Source organism: Rhodococcus sp. MPR-R1B (assembly GCF_058793255.1).
In genome coordinates this window covers 146,431-162,905 of sequence record NZ_JBXAFO010000008.1, presented here as the reverse complement: position 1 = coordinate 162,905, position 16,475 = coordinate 146,431, and the positions used below count along the sequence as shown (strand labels likewise).

The following is a 16,475-nucleotide window of genomic DNA, read 5'->3' as shown; positions in this document are numbered from 1 at the left end:
CTCAGACGACGACCATTCGTTGGTCTGCCGTGTCGCGATCCGTCGCGAGAGTGTCGTACGCAGCGGCGATGGACGCAACGCCGCGAATGAGGTCCTCGGCAGAACGTGCGTACGGCACGCGGATGAATCGTTCGAACGCACCTTCTACGCCGAAACGGGGGCCGGCGGCAAGGAGTACGCCGAAATTGGGTGCCACCGCCGCCAACGCCGTCGAGACGGGCGCGGACATTCGCATCCAGACCGACATTCCGCCGGAACCGATGGTGGGACGCCAGTCCGGCAGATGCTCGGCCACCGCACCGAGGAGTACCGCACGCTGTTCTCGCAGAACTTCGCGACGCTGTTCGAGCAACGAGCGGTCGTCGGCGAGCAAGTAGGCGGCTGCCAACTGATCCATGACGGGAGTACCGAGGTCGACCGCGGCACGCGCCCCCACCAACTGGGTGATGAGCGCGGCATCGGCGCGAATCCAACCGACACGTAGCCCGCCCCACAGCGACTTCGCGGTCGAACCGAGCGTCACCACTTCGGTTTTCGCTGCGCCTCGCCCATGTGAGGCGACCGGCGCCGGCGGTGGTGCGTCGAGCCACAGATCCACCATCGTCTCGTCGACGACCAGAGTCATTCGCGTTTCGTGCGCAATCTTCGCAAGCTCGGCGCGGCCGGAAGAGTCCATGCAGAGGCCGGTCGGGTTGTGAAAGTCGGGGATCAGGTATGCCATTCTGGCAGCGGTTTGCCTTGCTGCACTACGAATCCCGTCGAGATCCCAGGCTCCGGCTGCCGCGAACTCCGGTCGGACCGGAACCGGTACGGGCCGAGCGCCGTTTCGCCGAATCGCTTCCAGCGCATTGGGGTACGTCGGATGATCGACCAGCACTCGCTCGCCGGGTGAGGTGAGCACCGACAGCAACAATCGAAGCGCGTGCTGCGCACCCGAGGTCACCATGATCTGTTCGGCGGTGGTGGGAAGACCCCGCGCCGTGTAGCGCTGCGCGATCACGTCACGCAAGTCGGCGATCCCGACCGGTTCCATCCCGTGTGTGGGAAGGAAGTTCGGAAGTTCCTGCAGCGCAGACGCATACGCCAGTTCGACCTGAGCGGCGGGAGCTGCCATCGCCGCGTAACTGAGGTCGACGACGGGTCCACTCGGCCCGGGTTGATGGGAGCGGAACATCAACCCGTTCGGCCGCGCGCCGGCAGGCAATGCCACGGTGCTTCGCGAACCCTGCCTGCTGATCAGGTACCCCTCGTCTCGCAGCACCGAGTACGACGACGTGATCGTGGTTCGACTGAGTTCGAGTACCGCCGCAAGTTCACGCTCACCCGGCAGTGCGACTCCCAGCGGAACGCGACCGTCGTGCACGAGCAGGCGGATACCGTCGGCAAGCGCACGGTACGCGGGCCTGCGTCCGGACTCTTCCTGCCAGGATCCCAGATCGCGCGCAAGCGAACGGGCACCGAGAACTCGAGTCATCATGCAGTCCAGTATCGACAACTTGGCTATGTAACTCAATACCAGTCGAGTTGATCATATGTCCATGACTACCTTCGCAACCCTGATCGGCATCGGACTCTTCGTGGCACTCGTCTACTTCTTCGCGCCCGCCGAAGGTGAAGGTACATACATTCGGTTGGAGCAGTTTCGCCTGGCAGCACCCCTCGGCGGCATCTTCCACGACAAGACTTCAGACCGCGAGAACGACGCTGTCAGACCCCCGTGCGATTGTGATCAGGGGGAAGAATTCACTGATCTCAGTCCAGTTGGGTAAAACTGGACTCTTTTCGCACTCAGAAAGTCTCCAGAGAGGGTTCCCATGCCGGCTTCCAAAAAGATTCTCTATATCGATCTCGACAACACCTTGGTCAACTTCCAGTCGGGCATCGATCGCCTGACCCACAGCGTCCGAGAGAAGTACCAGAACGACCTCGACGAAGCGCCGCACATCTTCTCTCGCATGGATCCTCTCGACGGCGCTATCGACGCCTACCACCAACTGGCACAGCAGTTCGACACCTACATCCTCTCGACAGCGCCGTGGAAGAACGCCACAGCCTGGCACGACAAGGTTCTGTGGGTCCAAGAGCACCTCGGAATGGAGGAAGGCAGCGTCGCGTACAAACGTCTGATCCTCTCGCACCACAAACACCTCAATCGGGGGGACTACCTCGTCGACGACCGCGGAGCAAACGGAGCAGATCGATTCGAGGGCGAGTGGATCAAGTTCGGCAGCACCAAGTTTCCCGACTGGAAGACCGTCACCGCGCACTTGTCGAAGCTGGCTTGAAACACGAAATCCCCGCTCATGCTTGCATGAGCGGGGATTTCGAGGGAACGAACTAGCGGACGATCTCGCGCCGGACGATCGTCTCGTCGCGGCCGGGGCCGACACCGATGCAGGAGATGAACGCACCCGAAAGCTCTTCGAGACGAAGCACGTAGTTCTGCGCATTCTGCGGCAGTTCCTCGAAGGTGCGAGCCTCCGAGATGTCTTCCCACCAGCCGGGCATCTCTTCGTAGATGGGCTTGGCGTGGTGAATGTCGCTCTGTGACATCGGCATTTCGTCGTGGCGGACACCGTCCACCTCGTACGCGACACAGATCGGCACGGTGTCGAGGCTGCTCAGCACGTCCAGCTTGGTGAGGAAGTAGTCGGTGATGCCGTTGACGCGCGTCGCGTAACGCGCGATGACAGCGTCGAACCATCCCGTACGACGAGCGCGTCCGGTGGTGACACCGACCTCGCCGCCCTGCTTCGCCAGGTATGCGCCGTGATCGTCGAACAGCTCCGTCGGGAACGGACCGGAACCGACACGCGTCGTGTACGCCTTCAGGATGCCGAGCACGGTGGTGATCTTGGTGGGACCGATTCCCGAACCGACTGCCGCGCCACCCGAAGTGGGGTTGGACGAGGTCACGTACGGGTACGTGCCGTGGTCGACGTCCAGCAGAGTGCCCTGCGAACCTTCGAGCAGAACGGTCTCGCCGCGCTCGAGGGCGAGGTTGAGCTCCAGGCGCGTGTCCGAGATGCGGTGCTTGAAACCCTCGGCCTGCGTCAGTACCTCTTCGACGACCTGCTGCGGGTCGAGTGCCTTGCGGTTGTAGATCTTGACCAGCACCTGGTTCTTGAATTCGAGTGCTGCTTCGACCTTCTGGGTCAGGATCTTCTCGTCAAGGACGTCCGCGGCACGGACACCGACACGGGCGATCTTGTCCTGGTAGCACGGGCCGATGCCGCGGCCGGTCGTGCCGATCTTCTTCGCTCCCAGGAAGCGTTCGGTGACCTTGTCGATGGCCACGTGGTACGGCATGATCAGGTGCGCATCAGCAGAAAGCAGCAGGCGGGACGTGTCCACGCCGCGCTCTTCCAGGCCTGCCAATTCGGTCAACAACACACCCGGGTCGACGACGACACCGTTACCGATGACGTTGTTGACGGCGGGGGTGAGGATTCCGGACGGGATGAGGTGCAGTGCGAACTTGTCACCGTTCGGCAGAACCACGGTGTGTCCGGCGTTGTTACCGCCCTGGTATCGCACGACCCACTGAAGCTGCTCGCCCAGTAGATCTGTAGCTTTGCCCTTACCTTCGTCGCCCCACTGGGCGCCGATCAGGACGATTGCCGGCATGACGTTGTCTCCTACGGTCGACGTGCAGCAGTTGTCCCGCCGCATTGGTACTGCCTGGCTTCCGCGCACATGATGCAGCGCCGAACTGTTGCAGTGACCGAAGGAGCAGTCTAGCCCAGAGCATCAGACCAGACCTGACGGTCCAGAATTTGGCCGGTGACCATCACGATTGCGAGTCGACACAGAGACTCGCACTAAGATCGTCGGCAGTGATTCGGACGGCCATTTCAGGGAAGGGTGGCGAGGTCCCACTACCCGTGAAGAAGTCTTGATCGAGCTAGGAGTGGCTTTGACCCCTGTGGTGCTCAAATGTGGCGATTCGCCGGTTCCACTCCCCCTGGGTGAACTCACGTCGTTCACTGTCCCTGAGCTTCCGGAGAAGCAAGACTTCGACGAGGCACTGTCCCAACTGCAGGTCGTGACGGAGCCTCGCTTGATCGTCGTGGGTAACGACGGCGCGTTTGCCGCGGCATTGACGCGGTTGATGCGATTGGAGCGACTCAACGTCGAACTCGCCTACGTCACCGAGAACAGGTCCGACGCAACCGACGCGTACAAACTCGCGACTGGTGCACGAGCTGCGCGCACGGCCTTGAAAGGCACAGTCCACACCGTGCCGCTCATTCGCGACGACGCTGGAATCGCGCTGGTAGGTGCAGCAACTGTCACGGGTCCGGCGGATGCAGACGAACTGATCGGCGAGGCCTACGTCGACGACAACAAGCTGTTCTCCGGCACAGTCCCCGGCATCCGGATAGTGCCGAGCCCCAAGCTCCCCGGGATCAAGGCATCAGTCGACCGCAAGAGCCGCTGGAGCGGGCGACGCTGGCTGGAAGGCCGAGCCATTCAACTGGGCTCGCCGGCAGCGCGACTGGTTCGCGACGGGGTGGCCAACCCACGCGATCTGAAGCGTTCGACCTTCTACCGGCACGACAAGACTTGGTTGTTGGTCAGGTGAGAACCGGAGCAGCACGGTCGGCGGTTCGGCCGAGCCCTGTCTTCCTCGGCGTCGTTGCGATCACTGTCATCGCCGGAATCGTCGCTTGGAACTCGACGTGGGGTTCCATCGCGGGCCGCGCGGGTGTTTTTGTCCTCGTGGTTGCCGGCTGGGTGGTCACGCTCTGCTTGCACGAATTCGCGCATGCCTATCTGGCGTGGCGTCATGGAGACACCGACGTCGAGGCTCGTGGCTACCTGACGCTCAACCCGCTCAAGTACAGCCATCCGATGCTCTCGATCGGTCTGCCGGTGCTGTTCATCGCATTGGGCGGCATCGGGCTTCCCGGCGGCGCCGTGTACCTGCGCACCGGGATGTTCCCGCCCAAGGTGCAGGCCCGAATATCGCTCGCCGGTCCGTTCACGAATGCCGTCGCCGCCGTGATCCTCCTCGTCGTCATACGTACGTACGGCTCATCGGCCGAGCATCTGACGTTCTGGGCAGGCCTCAGTTTCCTGGCCTTCTTGCAGGTCATGGCAACAGTTTTGAACCTGCTCCCAGTCCCGGGTCTGGACGGTTACAACGCGCTGGAGCCCTACCTCGCACCCAACACACGGCACCAACTCGACCAGTTCAAGCCGTACGGACTGCTCCTGCTGGTTGCGCTCCTGTTCGTCCCACAGATCAATGTCGTCTTCTTCGACGCGATCTACTGGATCTTCGAATTGAGCGGTGTGTCCGACTACTACGCCATGCTCGGTAACGCCCTCATGCGTTTTTGGACGTGATCGAGTGCGCTGGAGGAGACTCGTGAGAGTCTGACATTTCAGACATTCATTCTTCTTCAGGGGAGCATCGATGATTGCGACGTCATTTCAGTCCGGCGGAGTGGAGTACACCCTCACGCGGGCCGAGATTCGACACGTGGAGGCACTGATCGACTTGCTCGCCGACGACCCGATCGGCAGCACCCGGGAGACGACCAACCCCGAAGCCCGAACGATCTACGAGGACGCGTTCAAGCGAATCGACGAGGATCCGGCTCAACTTCTCGTCACCGTTCTGGTCGGCGACGCGGTAATCGGCACAATGCAATTGACCTTCATTCCGGGTATGAGCCGGATGGGTGCCACGCGACTGCAGATCGAAGCTGTTCGCGTCCACGAGGACTACCGAAGTAAAGGCATCGGCAGTTCGATGATCCGATGGGCCTGCGAAGAAGGTGCCCGGCGCGGCGCGTTTCTGGCGCAGCTCACCTCGGATCAAACTCGCAAGGAAGCTCACGACTTCTACGAGCGACTCGGATTTGTGGCCTCCCATGTCGGGTTCAAGAAGTCACTGAGCTGACGCCCTGCCACAAAACTCCCAAACGCGGGGACTCCCAAACGCGAGCTCGAGCACCGGGGCGTAGAGGTGCCCCGGTGCTCACGTCTTCAGTTGTCGCGGTTCACGCCGCTGTGGGTGGGCTGTTCCCGCCGATCGGCTGTTGATACGGATCAACCGACATCGGCGGATAGAACACCGTCTTCCGATCCGGACCGATCTCCACCCGCCACTCCATGTGGTGCAGCGTCCGATGGTGATGGCCGCACAACAAGATCAGATTGTCGAGATCTGTTGGGCCACCATCGTTCCAGTGAACAATATGATGAGCATCGCACCACCCCGACGGAGTCCCGCACCCCGGAAACGCACACCCACCATCCCGAACCGCCAACGCCCGCCTCTGCGGCACCGTCGCTGTTCTCGCTTCCTTACCGCAGTCGAGCGGAACACCATTCTCGTCCAACAAGATCCGCGTCACGGTGCAGTCGCACGCCAACATCCGCGCAGTGTCGATACTGATCGGGCCCACCCAATCCGCCCACGCAAACCCGAGTTCCTCCGTCGACGGCAGGAGGTCTTTCAAAGCCTGCAGATCCGTCATGTCTTTCGCGGACGCGGTAACGGTGATGTGCGGTTTCACCCCGCCCTCGATCGGACCCAACCCCGCTCGCTCGTACCGCCGCAGTAGTTCGCAGAACCCGTCCGCCCGTCGTAATGCCGGCGTACGCGTGTCCTTCACGCCGTCCTTCTCCGGTATCGGCGCAGACAGGCTCGACAACAACGTGATCAGACGCGCCCCGTTCACCGCATCCAGATCACCCTTCACGGTTACTCTGCCGTACAGGCCCTTCGACGCGTAGAACTCGTTCCGCTCCGAATCTTCCCCGACCGGAACGCCGTCCTCACGCTTGCCGTACTGCTTCTCGATCCGCCGGATCGCCGCCCGCACCGCATCACAATCCGCGATGTTCTTCGATGCCAACCCCAACAGGATCCCGCGGGCCTTGTCCACATCCGCCGGCGTCATGTTCTTCGGCGGATGCTGACAGAATGACGCCACCTGACGGGCTTTCAACGCATCCACGTCACCGCGATGAAACGCATCCGCCACAACAGGCTCGAGCAGAAGCAACCGCGCCAGACTGGCCAACAGGCTGCACTCACCGATCTCCAGATTCGTCGAACCATGCAACCATTGTGCGATCGCCCGAAAACCCTTCCCGCCGAGAACCTCACGGGAAAACATCTCCACGATCAGCAACACCATCCGCGACTGCAACTCGTGCCGGGCGCGCACCAGATCCAGAACCTCACCCTTGAGGTCCTCGCCATCCAGCTGCCACGCATCCCGACCGCCCATGCTCAAAGTTTAATCGAACATACTTTCGATAACCAGAGACAAACCGGACAACTTCAAGAAGACCTACACTCGAGAGCTGGTGAGATGCATCGCTATTCGCGCAACCGCCGACGCGATTCGTTGACAGAGACTCGCAACTCCCCCAAAGGCACTTCACGACCCGACTCACTGCGCACCTCGACGCGAACGCGCTCACCAGTAGCGTCGTCGGCCACCTCCAACGGTCCACCTTTTCCGCCGTGCAGATACTTGTCGCCCCACTGCATCAGCGCGAGAACCGCCGGCAGCAGGTCACGGCCCTTCTCGGTGAGCACGTACTCGTGCCGCGTCCGCTTTCCAGGCTCCTTGTACGGCACACGCTCGAACAGTCCCGCCTCAGTGAGTTCTTTCAGCCTCGCCGACGCAACCGCCTCGGTGATGCCGACTCGCGACGCGAAGTCGTCGAAACGCGTTGTGCCGTAATAGGCCTCTCGCAGAATGAGCATCGCGGATCGAGTGCCGACCACTTCCATGGCCCGCCCGATCGAACAGTGCGTGGCCCGCCAGGCGTCGCGATCTTCGAGCACTCCGGTCAGTCGTACAGCGTCCATGCAATTCACCATACCCCCTGGCTTGCCATAACCATAGCCAGAGTCTAGATTGCTGACTATGGAACTTCATAGCCAGCCGGTGCGGACCGGACCCCTGCTCGCGATACTGTCGGGGGCGCCGTTTGTCGCCAGCCTCGATCTTTTTGTGGTCAACGTGGCCTTCGGCGACATCGCCAAGAGCTACCCGGGTCACTCGCTCGGCGAGTTCAGTTGGATCCTCAACAGCTACGCGATCGTCTACGCCGCACTGTTGATACCCCTCGGACGCTGGGCGGACAGGATCGGGCACAAGCGCGCCTTCATCGCCGGCCTCGCACTGTTCACCCTCGCCAGCGCCGCCTGTGCCTTCAGCCCGTCCTTGTGGGCACTGGTGGCCTTCCGTATCGTCCAGGCAGTCGGTGCCGCTGCGCTCACCCCGGCCAGTCTCGGGCTTCTGATCAATGCGCTTCCCGCCGCGAAACGTCAATCCGGCGTTCGCATCTGGGCAGCCGCCGGCGCTGCAGCAGCTGCATTCGGCCCTGTCGTGGGCGGCATCCTCGTAGAGGCCTCGTGGCGCTGGGTCTTCCTGATCAATGTTCCAGTGGGCATCGTGTTGCTCTACTTCGCAGTCCGACTCGTACCGGATACAACACACAAGGACCCCGATGCCGGTATCGACTTCGTCGGCGCTGCCCTCCTCACCGTCGGAATCGGCTCTCTCGCCATGGCACTCGTCCAGGGTCCGGACTGGGGATGGACCGACAATCGCGTTCTGATTGCCTTCGCCGTGGCCGCCGTGACACTACTCTCGTTCTGGTGGAGCAACTCTCGTCACCGGACTCCGTTGATTGCTCCGGATCTTCTGAAGATCCGCTCGTTTGCCTGGTCCAACGTCACCGCCATCCTGTTCAGCGCAGCATTCGCCGCGGGTCTTCTCTCGAACATCCTGTGGCTCCAGGAAGCCTGGGGATACTCCGCTCTGCGAACCGGTTTCGCCGTCTCACCGGGTCCGCTTCTCGTTCCGCTGTTCGCCATCGCCGGCGGATCGCTGACGCGGAGGTACTCGGCGGGACGCGTCGCCGCACTCGGCAGCCTTCTGTGGGCAGTCGGAACCGTACTCGTTCTCGTCTCGGTTGATACGACGCCCAACTACGCGACCGGACTCCTACCAGGCTGGATCATCGCCGGGATCGGTGTCGGCCTTGCCCTGCCGACCATCCTGTCGCAGGCCACGGCGGATCTGGCACCTGCCAGATCGGCCACCGGTAGCGCAATCGTCAGCATGAGCCGACAGATCGGAACCGTTCTCGGCGTGAGCGTTCTGATCGCGGTTCTCGGCTCTGCTGTCGACTACGACACCTTCCGCCAGGCCTGGTGGGTGATCTTTGGCGTCGCGCTTGTGTCTGCCCTGGCATCACTGGGAATGACGCCTGCGACCACACCCACCCCGGTTGTCCCTGCTGAATCCGCCATCCCTGAAAGGAATTTGTCATGAGAGACGCAGTTATCGTCGAAGCCGTTCGCACTCCGATCGGCAAGGGAAAGGCGAACGGCGCCCTGCACGGCATCAACGCCGTCGACCTCCTCGCCCACAGCCTCAAGGCGGTAGTCGAACGCACTGGAATCGATGCAGCATTGATCGACGACGTCATCGGTGGAGCGGTAAGCCAAGTCGGTGAACAGAGCCAGAATGTCACTCGCACTGCCCTTCTCGCCGCAGGCTACCCTGAGTCGGTACCGGGAACCACCGTCGACCGACAGTGTGGAAGTAGCCAACAAGCAGTTCATTTTGCCGCTCAGGGCGTCATTGCCGGTGCGTACGACATCGTTGTCGCTGCCGGAGTCGAGTCGATGAGCCGAGTCCCTATGGGCTCGAGCAGCATCGGGCGCGAATCACTCGGCGTGGGTTTCGAAGAGCGCTATCCGGACGGTCTGGTACCGCAGGGCATCAGCGCCGAATTGATTGCCGCCAAGTGGGGACTGAGCCGCACCCAACTCGACGAGTTCTCGGCGTCGAGTCATCGGAAAGCCGCGCTGGCAACCGAGAGTGGGTACTTCACCAAGGAACTCGCCACGCTCCCGCAGCTGTCGGTCGACGAGGCCATCCGCCCCGGCACCACGGTCGAGACCCTGGCCGGCCTACGGACCGCCTTCGAATCCGACTACTACGCACAGCGATTCCCACAGATCGACTGGTCCATCACCGCGGGCAACAGCAGCCCGCTTTCGGACGGCAGTTCGGCGGTGATGATCACGACCAGTGAGATCGCCGCGAAACTCGGCCTCACCCCGAAGGCACGATTGCACAGCTTCGCAGTTGCCGGCGACGATCCGCTCTACATGCTCACCGCGGTCATCCCGGCTACACAGAAGGTCCTGGCCCGTGCGGGATTGACGGTCTCGGACATCGATCTGTTCGAGGTCAACGAGGCCTTTGCCCCCGTCGTCCTGTCGTGGGCAGCGGACACCGGCGTCGACCTGTCCAAGGTGAACGTCCACGGCGGCGCCATCGCGCTCGGCCACCCACTGGGCGGCAGCGGAACGCGGATCATGACCACCCTGGTCAACGCGATGGAGCAGCGCGGCGCGCGCTACGGACTCCAGACCATGTGCGAGGCAGGTGGGTTGGCAAACGCGACCATCCTGGAGCGTCTGGGCTGAGCGATCCCCGATGGACGGCATTCCGACATCAGTGACCGAGTGCCGTCCATTCGGGATCCGGCTTGCGCGCAACGACCCGAAACACGATTCCGCCCCGGCCGCTGCGCTGCACCTCGTCGATCAGGAAACCGGCGTTTTCGAGGTATTCAACCGGTTGACGGGTGAGATGATCGGCACCGAACCGAACAAAAAGCGGTTCGACGACCTTCATCAACGTACGAGCAACAACGTTCTTGCTCGGTCCGTGCTCGGCGAGGACGAATCGACCACCGGGTACCAGGACTCGAAATGCTTCGTTCGCAACTCGGTCCGGATCGGGGATCGTGCAAAAGGCGTAGGTCGAGACCAACGTGTCCACGCACTCGTCGGGAACATCGAGTGCTTGCACGTCTCCGAGTCGTAGGTCGACTTCGGTCTTCACTCCCTCGGAGACCTTGAGCCTGGCCTGATCGAGCATCGCAGTCGAGATGTCCACGCCGATGACGTAATCGACGTCGTCTCCGTAGAGAGGCAGGTTCAGTCCGGTACCCACGGCGATCTCGACCACGCGGCCATGCGCCTGGTCCACGGCCCATTTCCGGGCGTCACCGAGCACAAAGCGTTCGAAGCGCCCGATCTGTCGGTCGTAGTGCGCCGCCATTGCGTCGAAAGTCTTGGCGACCTGTGCAGTGTCTGGTTCACGCATAGTGCCCCGTTTCGATCGATCTTCTGTGCAGTCTTACACGCGAGCACCGGGTCGGGAAGACCTTTCGTGACGAAGGGCAACCGACCTCGCGAGGTCGTCCCTGACGGATGCCCCCGGTATCGTTCCAGGTGACCTGACCTCACCTACGACGATCATGGATAGAGACCTCGTGCGATCAAGTAACTGCGTCACCGGTTCGGTCCGGCCACCTTTTTCCACTGATTCCACTGGAGGTCTGTGATGGCCGGCGGACTCTTCGCCCTGCTCGACGACGTCGCAGCCCTGGCTCGTATGGCTGCCGCCTCGATCGACGACGTTGCCGCCGCAACCGGTAAGGCGACCGCCAAAGCTGCCGGCGTGGTCATCGACGACGCAGCCGTCACGCCGCAGTACGTCCGTGGGCTCGCAGCCGAACGCGAGTTGCCCATCATCAAGCGCATCGCCATCGGATCGCTGCGCAACAAGCTGCTGATCATCCTTCCGATCGCTCTGCTGCTGAGTCAGTTCCTCCCCTGGCTGCTGACGCCACTGTTGATGGTCGGCGGCTGTTACCTCAGCTACGAAGCGGTTCACAAGATCTGGGGTGCAATCTTCGGCCACGGTGACCACCACGAGGCCGCTGACGAGCATCCTCGCGACGAAGAAGCAGTGGTTTCGGGCGCCGTCCGCACCGACCTGATCCTGTCCGCCGAGATCATGGTGATCGCACTCAACACCATCGCAGGCGAAGGCTTCTGGAGCCGATTGGTGATCCTTGCCGTCGTGGCGGTCGTCATCACCGTGGTCGTCTACGGAGTCGTCGGACTGATCGTGAAGATGGACGACATCGGATTGAAGATCGCCGAGACGTCGTCTGGCTTCACCCACAAGGTCGGCCGAGGCCTCGTTCGCGGCATGCCTCACGTGATGTCAGTGCTCTCGGTGGTGGGTACCGCCGCGATGCTGTGGGTCGGTGGCCACATCCTGTTGGTCGGCATCGACGAACTGGGCTTCCACCCGCTCTACGACGCCGTTCATCACGGCGAAGAAGCAGTCAGAGACATCGCCGGAGTCGGTGGCGTGTTGGCGTGGATCGTCAACACACTTGCGTCGGCGGCACTGGGTCTGGTGGTCGGCGCCATCATCGTCGCAGCTCAACTGGGTATCACTCGCCTGCTCGCAAAGCGTTCTGCAACGGCCTAGTCACTGCGAGTGTGGCGGAGCACCATCTGCTCCGCCACAGCCCGCAGTCCTTCACGCAACGACCGTGGCTCGAGCACTTCGACGTCCGCTCCCAAACCGATCAACTGCGAGAGCGCGACAGCTTCGCTCTCGAGTTTCAGCTCGGCACTCACCCATCCGTCGTTGTCCTCTGGCCCTACTTCGACTGCAGCGGCAAGCTCGCCCACCACATCGGGGAGCCGGCGCCTGCCCTCTGGTGTCAATCGCACGCGACACTCGAAGCGAAGCAGCGACCGGTCGAACTCGGCCATCGACGCCGCCCACCACGACGGCAGGTCGAAATCCACCGGCCGAGTGAACGAATCATCTTCTACCACGGCATTTTTGATGCGCCCGACTCGAAACGACAGCGTTCGACCGTTCATCCCCGCCACCAGATACCAAACACCGGCTTTGATGACCAGACCCAGCGGATCGACCGTCCGCTCGCGATCGCGATAGGCGAAGCGCAGTCGACGCGAGTCCAGCACAGCGGATGTGACGATCGGAAGCGCAGAGATGTCGTCGACGCCGCCGAACCAACCCGGAACGTCCACGAGAATGCGGTCCTGCCACAGTCGTGCACTCTCGCGCAGGGGACCGGGCAGGGAGCGGAGCAGTTTGGCCCCCGCCGAACCGACGGCGTCTGATCGTCCGAGATCTGCAGCGATGGACGGCACACCCAACAGCATGAGTGCGGACGTCTCGTCGTCCGTCATGCCGGACAACTTGGACTGCCATCCGTCGAGCAGACGGATGCCACCACCGGGGCCGCTCTCGGTCCAGATCGGCACACCGGCAGCCGACAACGAGGCCACGTCGCGGTAGATCGTCCGCACTGACACACCGAACTCGTCGGCCAACTGCTCGGCGACGACGCCGCGACTCCCCTGCAAACGCAGCATGAGTTGGAGTAACCGCGCGGATCTCATGGACCGAACATTACCGAGAATCACTGACAGAAGTTGTCAGGAATAGGGGTGCACAATGACCGTCATGGTCACCTGGAAGCAGTTCTCCGAAGAAGTACCCGCTCTTGCCGACGCGGTCCAAGCACGATTCAAAGCCCACAAGCATCACGTCCTCGCAACGCTGCGCAAGGACGGTTCACCACGGGTCAGCGGCACCGAAGTCGAAATCCTCGATGGGCGTCTGGTGCTCGGTTCGATGTTCGGCGCACTCAAGGCGAAGGACCTCATCCGTGACGGGCGCTACGCCCTCCACAGCAATCCCGGCGAACACACCATGGAGGGCGGTGACGCGAAGATCGCCGGAATCGCACGCGAGGTGACCGGCGACGAGTTCGAAGCCGTGCTCGCAAGCTACACCTACGAGGTTCCGAAGCCTCTGCACCTCTTTGTCCTCGACATCGACGAGGTGGTGCACACGACTGTCGACGACGAACACATGTATGTCGACCTCTGGAAGCCGGGCAAAGATATCACCCGCTTCACCAAGTGACGTTCTTCTCGCAGTGCTCTCCGTTGGCACACGATTCCACCTGGACGGTGGCGTGGGAAAGACCGTGACTCTCGAGGACGGTGCGCGCGGATTCCAGAACATTCGACGAATTCGCGTCACTGGTCAGGTGGACCGTGGCGACATCCATGCCGGTGGTGAGAGTCCAGACATGTAGGTCGTGGACACCCATCACGCTCGGCAGCGCCGCCAGGTCGGCCTCGACCGCTTCGACGTCGACGTCGGCCGGCGACGCCTGCGTCAGAATGCGCAGCGATGCTGCGGCCAGTTTGATCGCACGCGGCACCACCCACAGCGAGATGAGAACACCGACGACGACGTCTGCCCACGTCCAGTTGAACAGCAGGACAAGGCCACCGGCGATCAGAACGCCGACGCTACCGACGGCGTCGGCAAGCACTTCGAGGTAGGCGCCACGCACGGCCAGGCTGTCCTTGGAATCGCCGCGCAGCATCAGCATCACGACGATGTTCGCGGCCAGGCCGGCGGCCGCCGTGATGATCAGGGCGCCGCCCGGGATCTCGGGTTCGTTACCGATGCGGCCGATTGCCTCGTAGAAGACCCAGGCGGCGACGGCCAGCAGCATCACCGCATTGGCCATGGCGGTCAGCACTTCGGCGCGGTGCCAACCGAAGGTCCTGGCCGCGGTGGTGCTGCCCCTCTTCGCGAGCAGCAGCGCCGTCAGTCCCATGGCCATACCCACCACGTCTGTGAGCATGTGACCGGCGTCGGCAAGCAGAGCCAACGAGTTGATCAGGATGCCGACCGTGGCCTCGAGCACGAGGAACGCAACGAGGATCGCAAGCGCGATCGCCATTTTTCTGATGCGTTGCGGTGACGGTCCTACGCCGACCGAATCTGCTGCCGAGTGGCCATGTGAATGACCGTGCCCTGCTCCCATTTGTCCTGTTCCCTCCCAAGTCCTTCTCAGAGCATATGCATACATTCGCATACATACAACGAGTTGCTCAGTGAGCGGGAAACGGCAGAGGTCAGTGATCCGGCTCGTAGGCGGGATGAGGCACGGTGGGCGGCAGAGTGGCGATCGACGAGATTCGCTTCATGCCCGCGACCTGCAACAGGTCGACGACCAGCGATCGAATCTGGGCGAACACCACCGTCGAGGACAGGCCTGCGTTCTCCACTATCGCCGGTTTCAGTTCCTTCGCCACCGAGCGCAGGACGCGCGCTGCTTCGGCCTGATCAGGCTGCTCCCCCGGCTCCGCCAGGATCATGTCCTCGAGAACTTCGACGGCTTTCGACAAGCGCTCGACCTGAGCCACCAGACGCGGATCGAGGATCTCGTCGTCCCTGACCAACGTCAACGAACGACGCGCGAGCACTCGAATGTTGCGCATCGCGTTGTCGATGGGATCGGCTGTCGCCATGAGCCTTTCGAGGCGAGGCCGACTGTTCCAGTACAGCGGGGAGATTCGGCTGATCTCCCTCCCGCCGAGAAGGTTACTGCGCAACCCGTCGATGGCACCCTGAGTTGCGCGCGCCTTCTGCAGTGCCTTCACGATCGGGTCCGGGTCATTCGCGACGAGGCCGTCTGCCACCAATTGCAGTACCTCGGAAGCTGTTCCGAGGATTGATGCAGCATCCTTGCGCGCGCGTCGTACCGGGTGGGTGGGGATGATCGCGACCACCGCGATACCCACCAGACCACCGACAAGGGCATCGATCATGCGATCGGGACCGCCGCTGCCGCCCGGCGGGATCAGCGTCGCCACCAGCACAGCCGAGTTTCCCGCCTGCATGGAGAAGATCGGCCCGCTGTTGAGAAGCACCGCGACGGACATCGCCAGCACGACAACCAAACTGATCTGCCACGGTCCGCTCCCGATACCGGAGATGATCAGATCACCGATTCCGATACCGACCGTGACTCCCGCAACCAACTCGAACGAGCGTCGTAGTCGTGCACCCAACGACAGACCGAGCGAGACCACAGCGGCAATCGGCGCGAAGAACGGCGCGTGGTGCCCGATCACCGTGGTGGCAACCCACCACGCCAATCCGGCCGCCAAGGCACATTGAATGATCGGTAGCGCCGACGTCTGAAGCCGACGCACCGATTTGCGAGCCCGGTCCTTGATGCCGGCCCGGCTCGGACGGAAACTGCTAACCGAGGCCAAGCGCTTCGGCGGCGTTGGGATCGCAGTCTTCGAGCAGATCGAGGCAACGCGCGTACTCGTCGGCTTCGCCGATCGTCTTCGCGGCCTTGGCCAGGACTGCGACGCAACGCAGGAAACCACGGTTCGGTTCATGGCTGTAGGGCACGGGACCGAAACCCTTCCAACCGTTGCGACGCAGTTGGTCCAGTCCGCGGTGGTATCCGGTACGCGCGTAGGCGTAGGCCGTGATGGTTTCGCCCTTGTCCAGGGCAGCCTCGGCCAGGTAGGCCCACGCAATGGAGGCAGTGGGGTGGTCGGCCGCTACCTGGGCCGGTTCAGCGTGGTTGAGCAGTGCCGATTCCGCGTCGTCGTCGCCGGGAAGCAGAGTGGGCTTGGGTCCGAGCAGGTCACCGAATTGGGTCATGCGCTCATTGTGCCCGCTACGCCTTTCTGCCACAGGACCGCCTCGCCGACGGTCGGAGTTATGCAGGCTACATACCGGTCGTTACCCTGA

The 16,475-nt window shown here is 62.5% G+C and carries 18 protein-coding genes; 9 read left to right on the top strand and 9 right to left on the bottom strand.

What is annotated here, in order from left to right:
• Position 1 precedes the first annotated feature (1 nt).
• On the bottom strand, positions 2–1,477 hold the full coding sequence (yczR, locus tag AC1Q61_RS13880) for a MocR-like transcription factor YczR (protein WP_492651111.1): 1,476 nt from the start codon (positions 1,475–1,477) through the stop codon (positions 2–4).
• Positions 1,478–1,538: 61 nt separating this feature from the next.
• Here yczR and AC1Q61_RS13875 point away from each other — a divergent pair, with 61 nt between their 5' ends.
• Together AC1Q61_RS13875 and AC1Q61_RS13870 are read left to right on the top strand one after the other, a co-directional pair.
• Complete coding sequence (locus AC1Q61_RS13875) at positions 1,539–1,769, top strand: hypothetical protein (RefSeq protein ID WP_042924212.1); 231 nt, start codon at positions 1,539–1,541, stop codon at positions 1,767–1,769.
• 45 nt (positions 1,770–1,814) lie between these two features.
• Positions 1,815–2,285: a 5' nucleotidase, NT5C type gene (locus tag AC1Q61_RS13870; protein ID WP_042924209.1), complete on the top strand. Its 471-nt coding sequence runs from the start codon at positions 1,815–1,817 to the stop codon at positions 2,283–2,285.
• A gap of 52 nt (positions 2,286–2,337) precedes the next feature.
• On the opposite strand, the gene AC1Q61_RS13865 is transcribed toward AC1Q61_RS13870, so the two are convergent.
• On the bottom strand, positions 2,338–3,627 hold the full coding sequence (locus AC1Q61_RS13865; protein ID WP_003944351.1) for an adenylosuccinate synthase: 1,290 nt from the start codon (positions 3,625–3,627) through the stop codon (positions 2,338–2,340).
• 283 nt (positions 3,628–3,910) lie between these two features.
• On the opposite strand from AC1Q61_RS13865, the gene AC1Q61_RS13860 reads away from it, so the two are divergent.
• The 3 genes from AC1Q61_RS13860 (at position 3,911) to AC1Q61_RS13850 (ending at position 5,911) form a co-directional block, all read left to right on the top strand.
• A complete protein-coding gene (locus AC1Q61_RS13860) occupies positions 3,911–4,585 on the top strand; it encodes a hypothetical protein (protein ID WP_080961056.1) in 675 nt (224 codons plus the stop codon).
• Complete coding sequence (locus tag AC1Q61_RS13855; RefSeq protein ID WP_003944319.1) at positions 4,582–5,352, top strand: site-2 protease family protein; 771 nt, start codon at positions 4,582–4,584, stop codon at positions 5,350–5,352. Before AC1Q61_RS13860 ends, AC1Q61_RS13855 begins: the two co-directional genes overlap by 4 nt.
• Before the next feature lie 70 nt (positions 5,353–5,422).
• A complete protein-coding gene (locus tag AC1Q61_RS13850; RefSeq protein ID WP_007726792.1) occupies positions 5,423–5,911 on the top strand; it encodes a GNAT family N-acetyltransferase in 489 nt (162 codons plus the stop codon).
• 100 nt (positions 5,912–6,011) lie between these two features.
• On the opposite strand, the gene AC1Q61_RS13845 is transcribed toward AC1Q61_RS13850, so the two are convergent.
• Positions 6,012–7,250, bottom strand: coding sequence for an HNH endonuclease signature motif containing protein (locus AC1Q61_RS13845; RefSeq protein WP_042924206.1), 1,239 nt, complete (start codon positions 7,248–7,250; stop codon positions 6,012–6,014).
• Between the two features lie 92 nt (positions 7,251–7,342).
• Positions 7,343–7,840 (bottom strand): winged helix-turn-helix transcriptional regulator, encoded by a 498-nt coding sequence (locus tag AC1Q61_RS13840; RefSeq protein WP_003944415.1) that lies wholly within the window; start codon positions 7,838–7,840, stop codon positions 7,343–7,345.
• Between the two features lie 58 nt (positions 7,841–7,898).
• On the opposite strand from AC1Q61_RS13840, the gene AC1Q61_RS13835 reads away from it, so the two are divergent.
• Both AC1Q61_RS13835 and AC1Q61_RS13830 read left to right on the top strand, forming a co-directional pair.
• Positions 7,899–9,314 (top strand): MFS transporter, encoded by a 1,416-nt coding sequence (locus AC1Q61_RS13835; protein ID WP_215515721.1) that lies wholly within the window; start codon positions 7,899–7,901, stop codon positions 9,312–9,314.
• The gene (locus AC1Q61_RS13830; protein WP_042452159.1) at positions 9,311–10,480 is read left to right on the top strand and encodes a thiolase family protein; all 1,170 of its coding nucleotides are present in this window, start codon (positions 9,311–9,313) and stop codon (positions 10,478–10,480) included. Before AC1Q61_RS13835 ends, AC1Q61_RS13830 begins: the two co-directional genes overlap by 4 nt.
• Before the next feature lie 28 nt (positions 10,481–10,508).
• Here the strand turns inward: AC1Q61_RS13830 and AC1Q61_RS13825 are convergent, their stop codons facing one another.
• Positions 10,509–11,165, bottom strand: a complete 657-nt coding sequence (locus AC1Q61_RS13825) for a class I SAM-dependent methyltransferase (protein WP_042924200.1) — start codon at positions 11,163–11,165, stop codon at positions 10,509–10,511.
• Positions 11,166–11,405: 240 nt separating this feature from the next.
• Between AC1Q61_RS13825 and AC1Q61_RS13820 the strand changes: the two genes are divergently transcribed.
• Complete coding sequence (locus tag AC1Q61_RS13820; protein WP_030535980.1) at positions 11,406–12,347, top strand: DUF808 domain-containing protein; 942 nt, start codon at positions 11,406–11,408, stop codon at positions 12,345–12,347.
• On the opposite strand, the gene AC1Q61_RS13815 is transcribed toward AC1Q61_RS13820, so the two are convergent.
• The gene (locus tag AC1Q61_RS13815) at positions 12,344–13,297 is read right to left on the bottom strand and encodes a helix-turn-helix transcriptional regulator (protein WP_042924198.1); all 954 of its coding nucleotides are present in this window, start codon (positions 13,295–13,297) and stop codon (positions 12,344–12,346) included. The two genes, AC1Q61_RS13820 and AC1Q61_RS13815, sit on opposite strands and share 4 nt — an antisense overlap.
• A gap of 64 nt (positions 13,298–13,361) precedes the next feature.
• On the opposite strand from AC1Q61_RS13815, the gene AC1Q61_RS13810 reads away from it, so the two are divergent.
• The gene (locus AC1Q61_RS13810) at positions 13,362–13,826 is read left to right on the top strand and encodes a pyridoxamine 5'-phosphate oxidase family protein (protein WP_039972744.1); all 465 of its coding nucleotides are present in this window, start codon (positions 13,362–13,364) and stop codon (positions 13,824–13,826) included.
• On the opposite strand, the gene AC1Q61_RS13805 is transcribed toward AC1Q61_RS13810, so the two are convergent.
• The 3 genes from AC1Q61_RS13805 to AC1Q61_RS13795 all read right to left on the bottom strand — a co-directional run bounded on the left by AC1Q61_RS13805 (position 13,816) and on the right by AC1Q61_RS13795 (position 16,385).
• Entirely contained in the window at positions 13,816–14,745 is a 930-nt protein-coding gene (locus tag AC1Q61_RS13805) for a cation diffusion facilitator family transporter (protein ID WP_007726784.1), read from the bottom strand. The genes AC1Q61_RS13810 and AC1Q61_RS13805 overlap by 11 nt on opposite strands.
• A gap of 91 nt (positions 14,746–14,836) precedes the next feature.
• Positions 14,837–15,982 carry an FUSC family protein gene (locus tag AC1Q61_RS13800; protein WP_003944297.1) on the bottom strand — a complete coding sequence of 382 codons (1,146 nt, stop codon included), beginning with the start codon at positions 15,980–15,982 and terminating at the stop codon, positions 14,837–14,839.
• The gene (locus AC1Q61_RS13795) at positions 15,969–16,385 is read right to left on the bottom strand and encodes a DUF3151 domain-containing protein (protein WP_007726781.1); all 417 of its coding nucleotides are present in this window, start codon (positions 16,383–16,385) and stop codon (positions 15,969–15,971) included. The genes AC1Q61_RS13800 and AC1Q61_RS13795 overlap by 14 nt, the downstream gene beginning before the upstream one ends.
• Positions 16,386–16,475 lie beyond the last annotated feature (90 nt).

Bases quoted from the DNA above. Each gene is read 5' to 3' on its own strand.
- yczR (WP_492651111.1), bottom strand. From the start codon at position 1,477: ATGATGACTCGAGTTCTCGGTGCCCGTTCGCTTGCGCGCGATCTGGGA.
- AC1Q61_RS13875 (WP_042924212.1), top strand. From the start codon at position 1,539: ATGACTACCTTCGCAACCCTGATCGGCATCGGACTCTTCGTGGCACTC.
- AC1Q61_RS13870 (WP_042924209.1), top strand. From the start codon at position 1,815: ATGCCGGCTTCCAAAAAGATTCTCTATATCGATCTCGACAACACCTTG.
- AC1Q61_RS13865 (WP_003944351.1), bottom strand. From the start codon at position 3,627: ATGCCGGCAATCGTCCTGATCGGCGCCCAGTGGGGCGACGAAGGTAAG.
- AC1Q61_RS13850 (WP_007726792.1), top strand. From the start codon at position 5,423: ATGATTGCGACGTCATTTCAGTCCGGCGGAGTGGAGTACACCCTCACG.
- AC1Q61_RS13845 (WP_042924206.1), bottom strand. From the start codon at position 7,250: ATGGGCGGTCGGGATGCGTGGCAGCTGGATGGCGAGGACCTCAAGGGT.
- AC1Q61_RS13840 (WP_003944415.1), bottom strand. From the start codon at position 7,840: ATGGACGCTGTACGACTGACCGGAGTGCTCGAAGATCGCGACGCCTGG.
- AC1Q61_RS13835 (WP_215515721.1), top strand. From the start codon at position 7,899: ATGGAACTTCATAGCCAGCCGGTGCGGACCGGACCCCTGCTCGCGATA.
- AC1Q61_RS13830 (WP_042452159.1), top strand. From the start codon at position 9,311: ATGAGAGACGCAGTTATCGTCGAAGCCGTTCGCACTCCGATCGGCAAG.
- AC1Q61_RS13825 (WP_042924200.1), bottom strand. From the start codon at position 11,165: ATGCGTGAACCAGACACTGCACAGGTCGCCAAGACTTTCGACGCAATG.
- AC1Q61_RS13820 (WP_030535980.1), top strand. From the start codon at position 11,406: ATGGCCGGCGGACTCTTCGCCCTGCTCGACGACGTCGCAGCCCTGGCT.
- AC1Q61_RS13815 (WP_042924198.1), bottom strand. From the start codon at position 13,297: ATGAGATCCGCGCGGTTACTCCAACTCATGCTGCGTTTGCAGGGGAGT.
- AC1Q61_RS13810 (WP_039972744.1), top strand. From the start codon at position 13,362: ATGGTCACCTGGAAGCAGTTCTCCGAAGAAGTACCCGCTCTTGCCGAC.
- AC1Q61_RS13805 (WP_007726784.1), bottom strand. From the start codon at position 14,745: ATGGGAGCAGGGCACGGTCATTCACATGGCCACTCGGCAGCAGATTCG.
- AC1Q61_RS13795 (WP_007726781.1), bottom strand. From the start codon at position 16,385: ATGACCCAATTCGGTGACCTGCTCGGACCCAAGCCCACTCTGCTTCCC.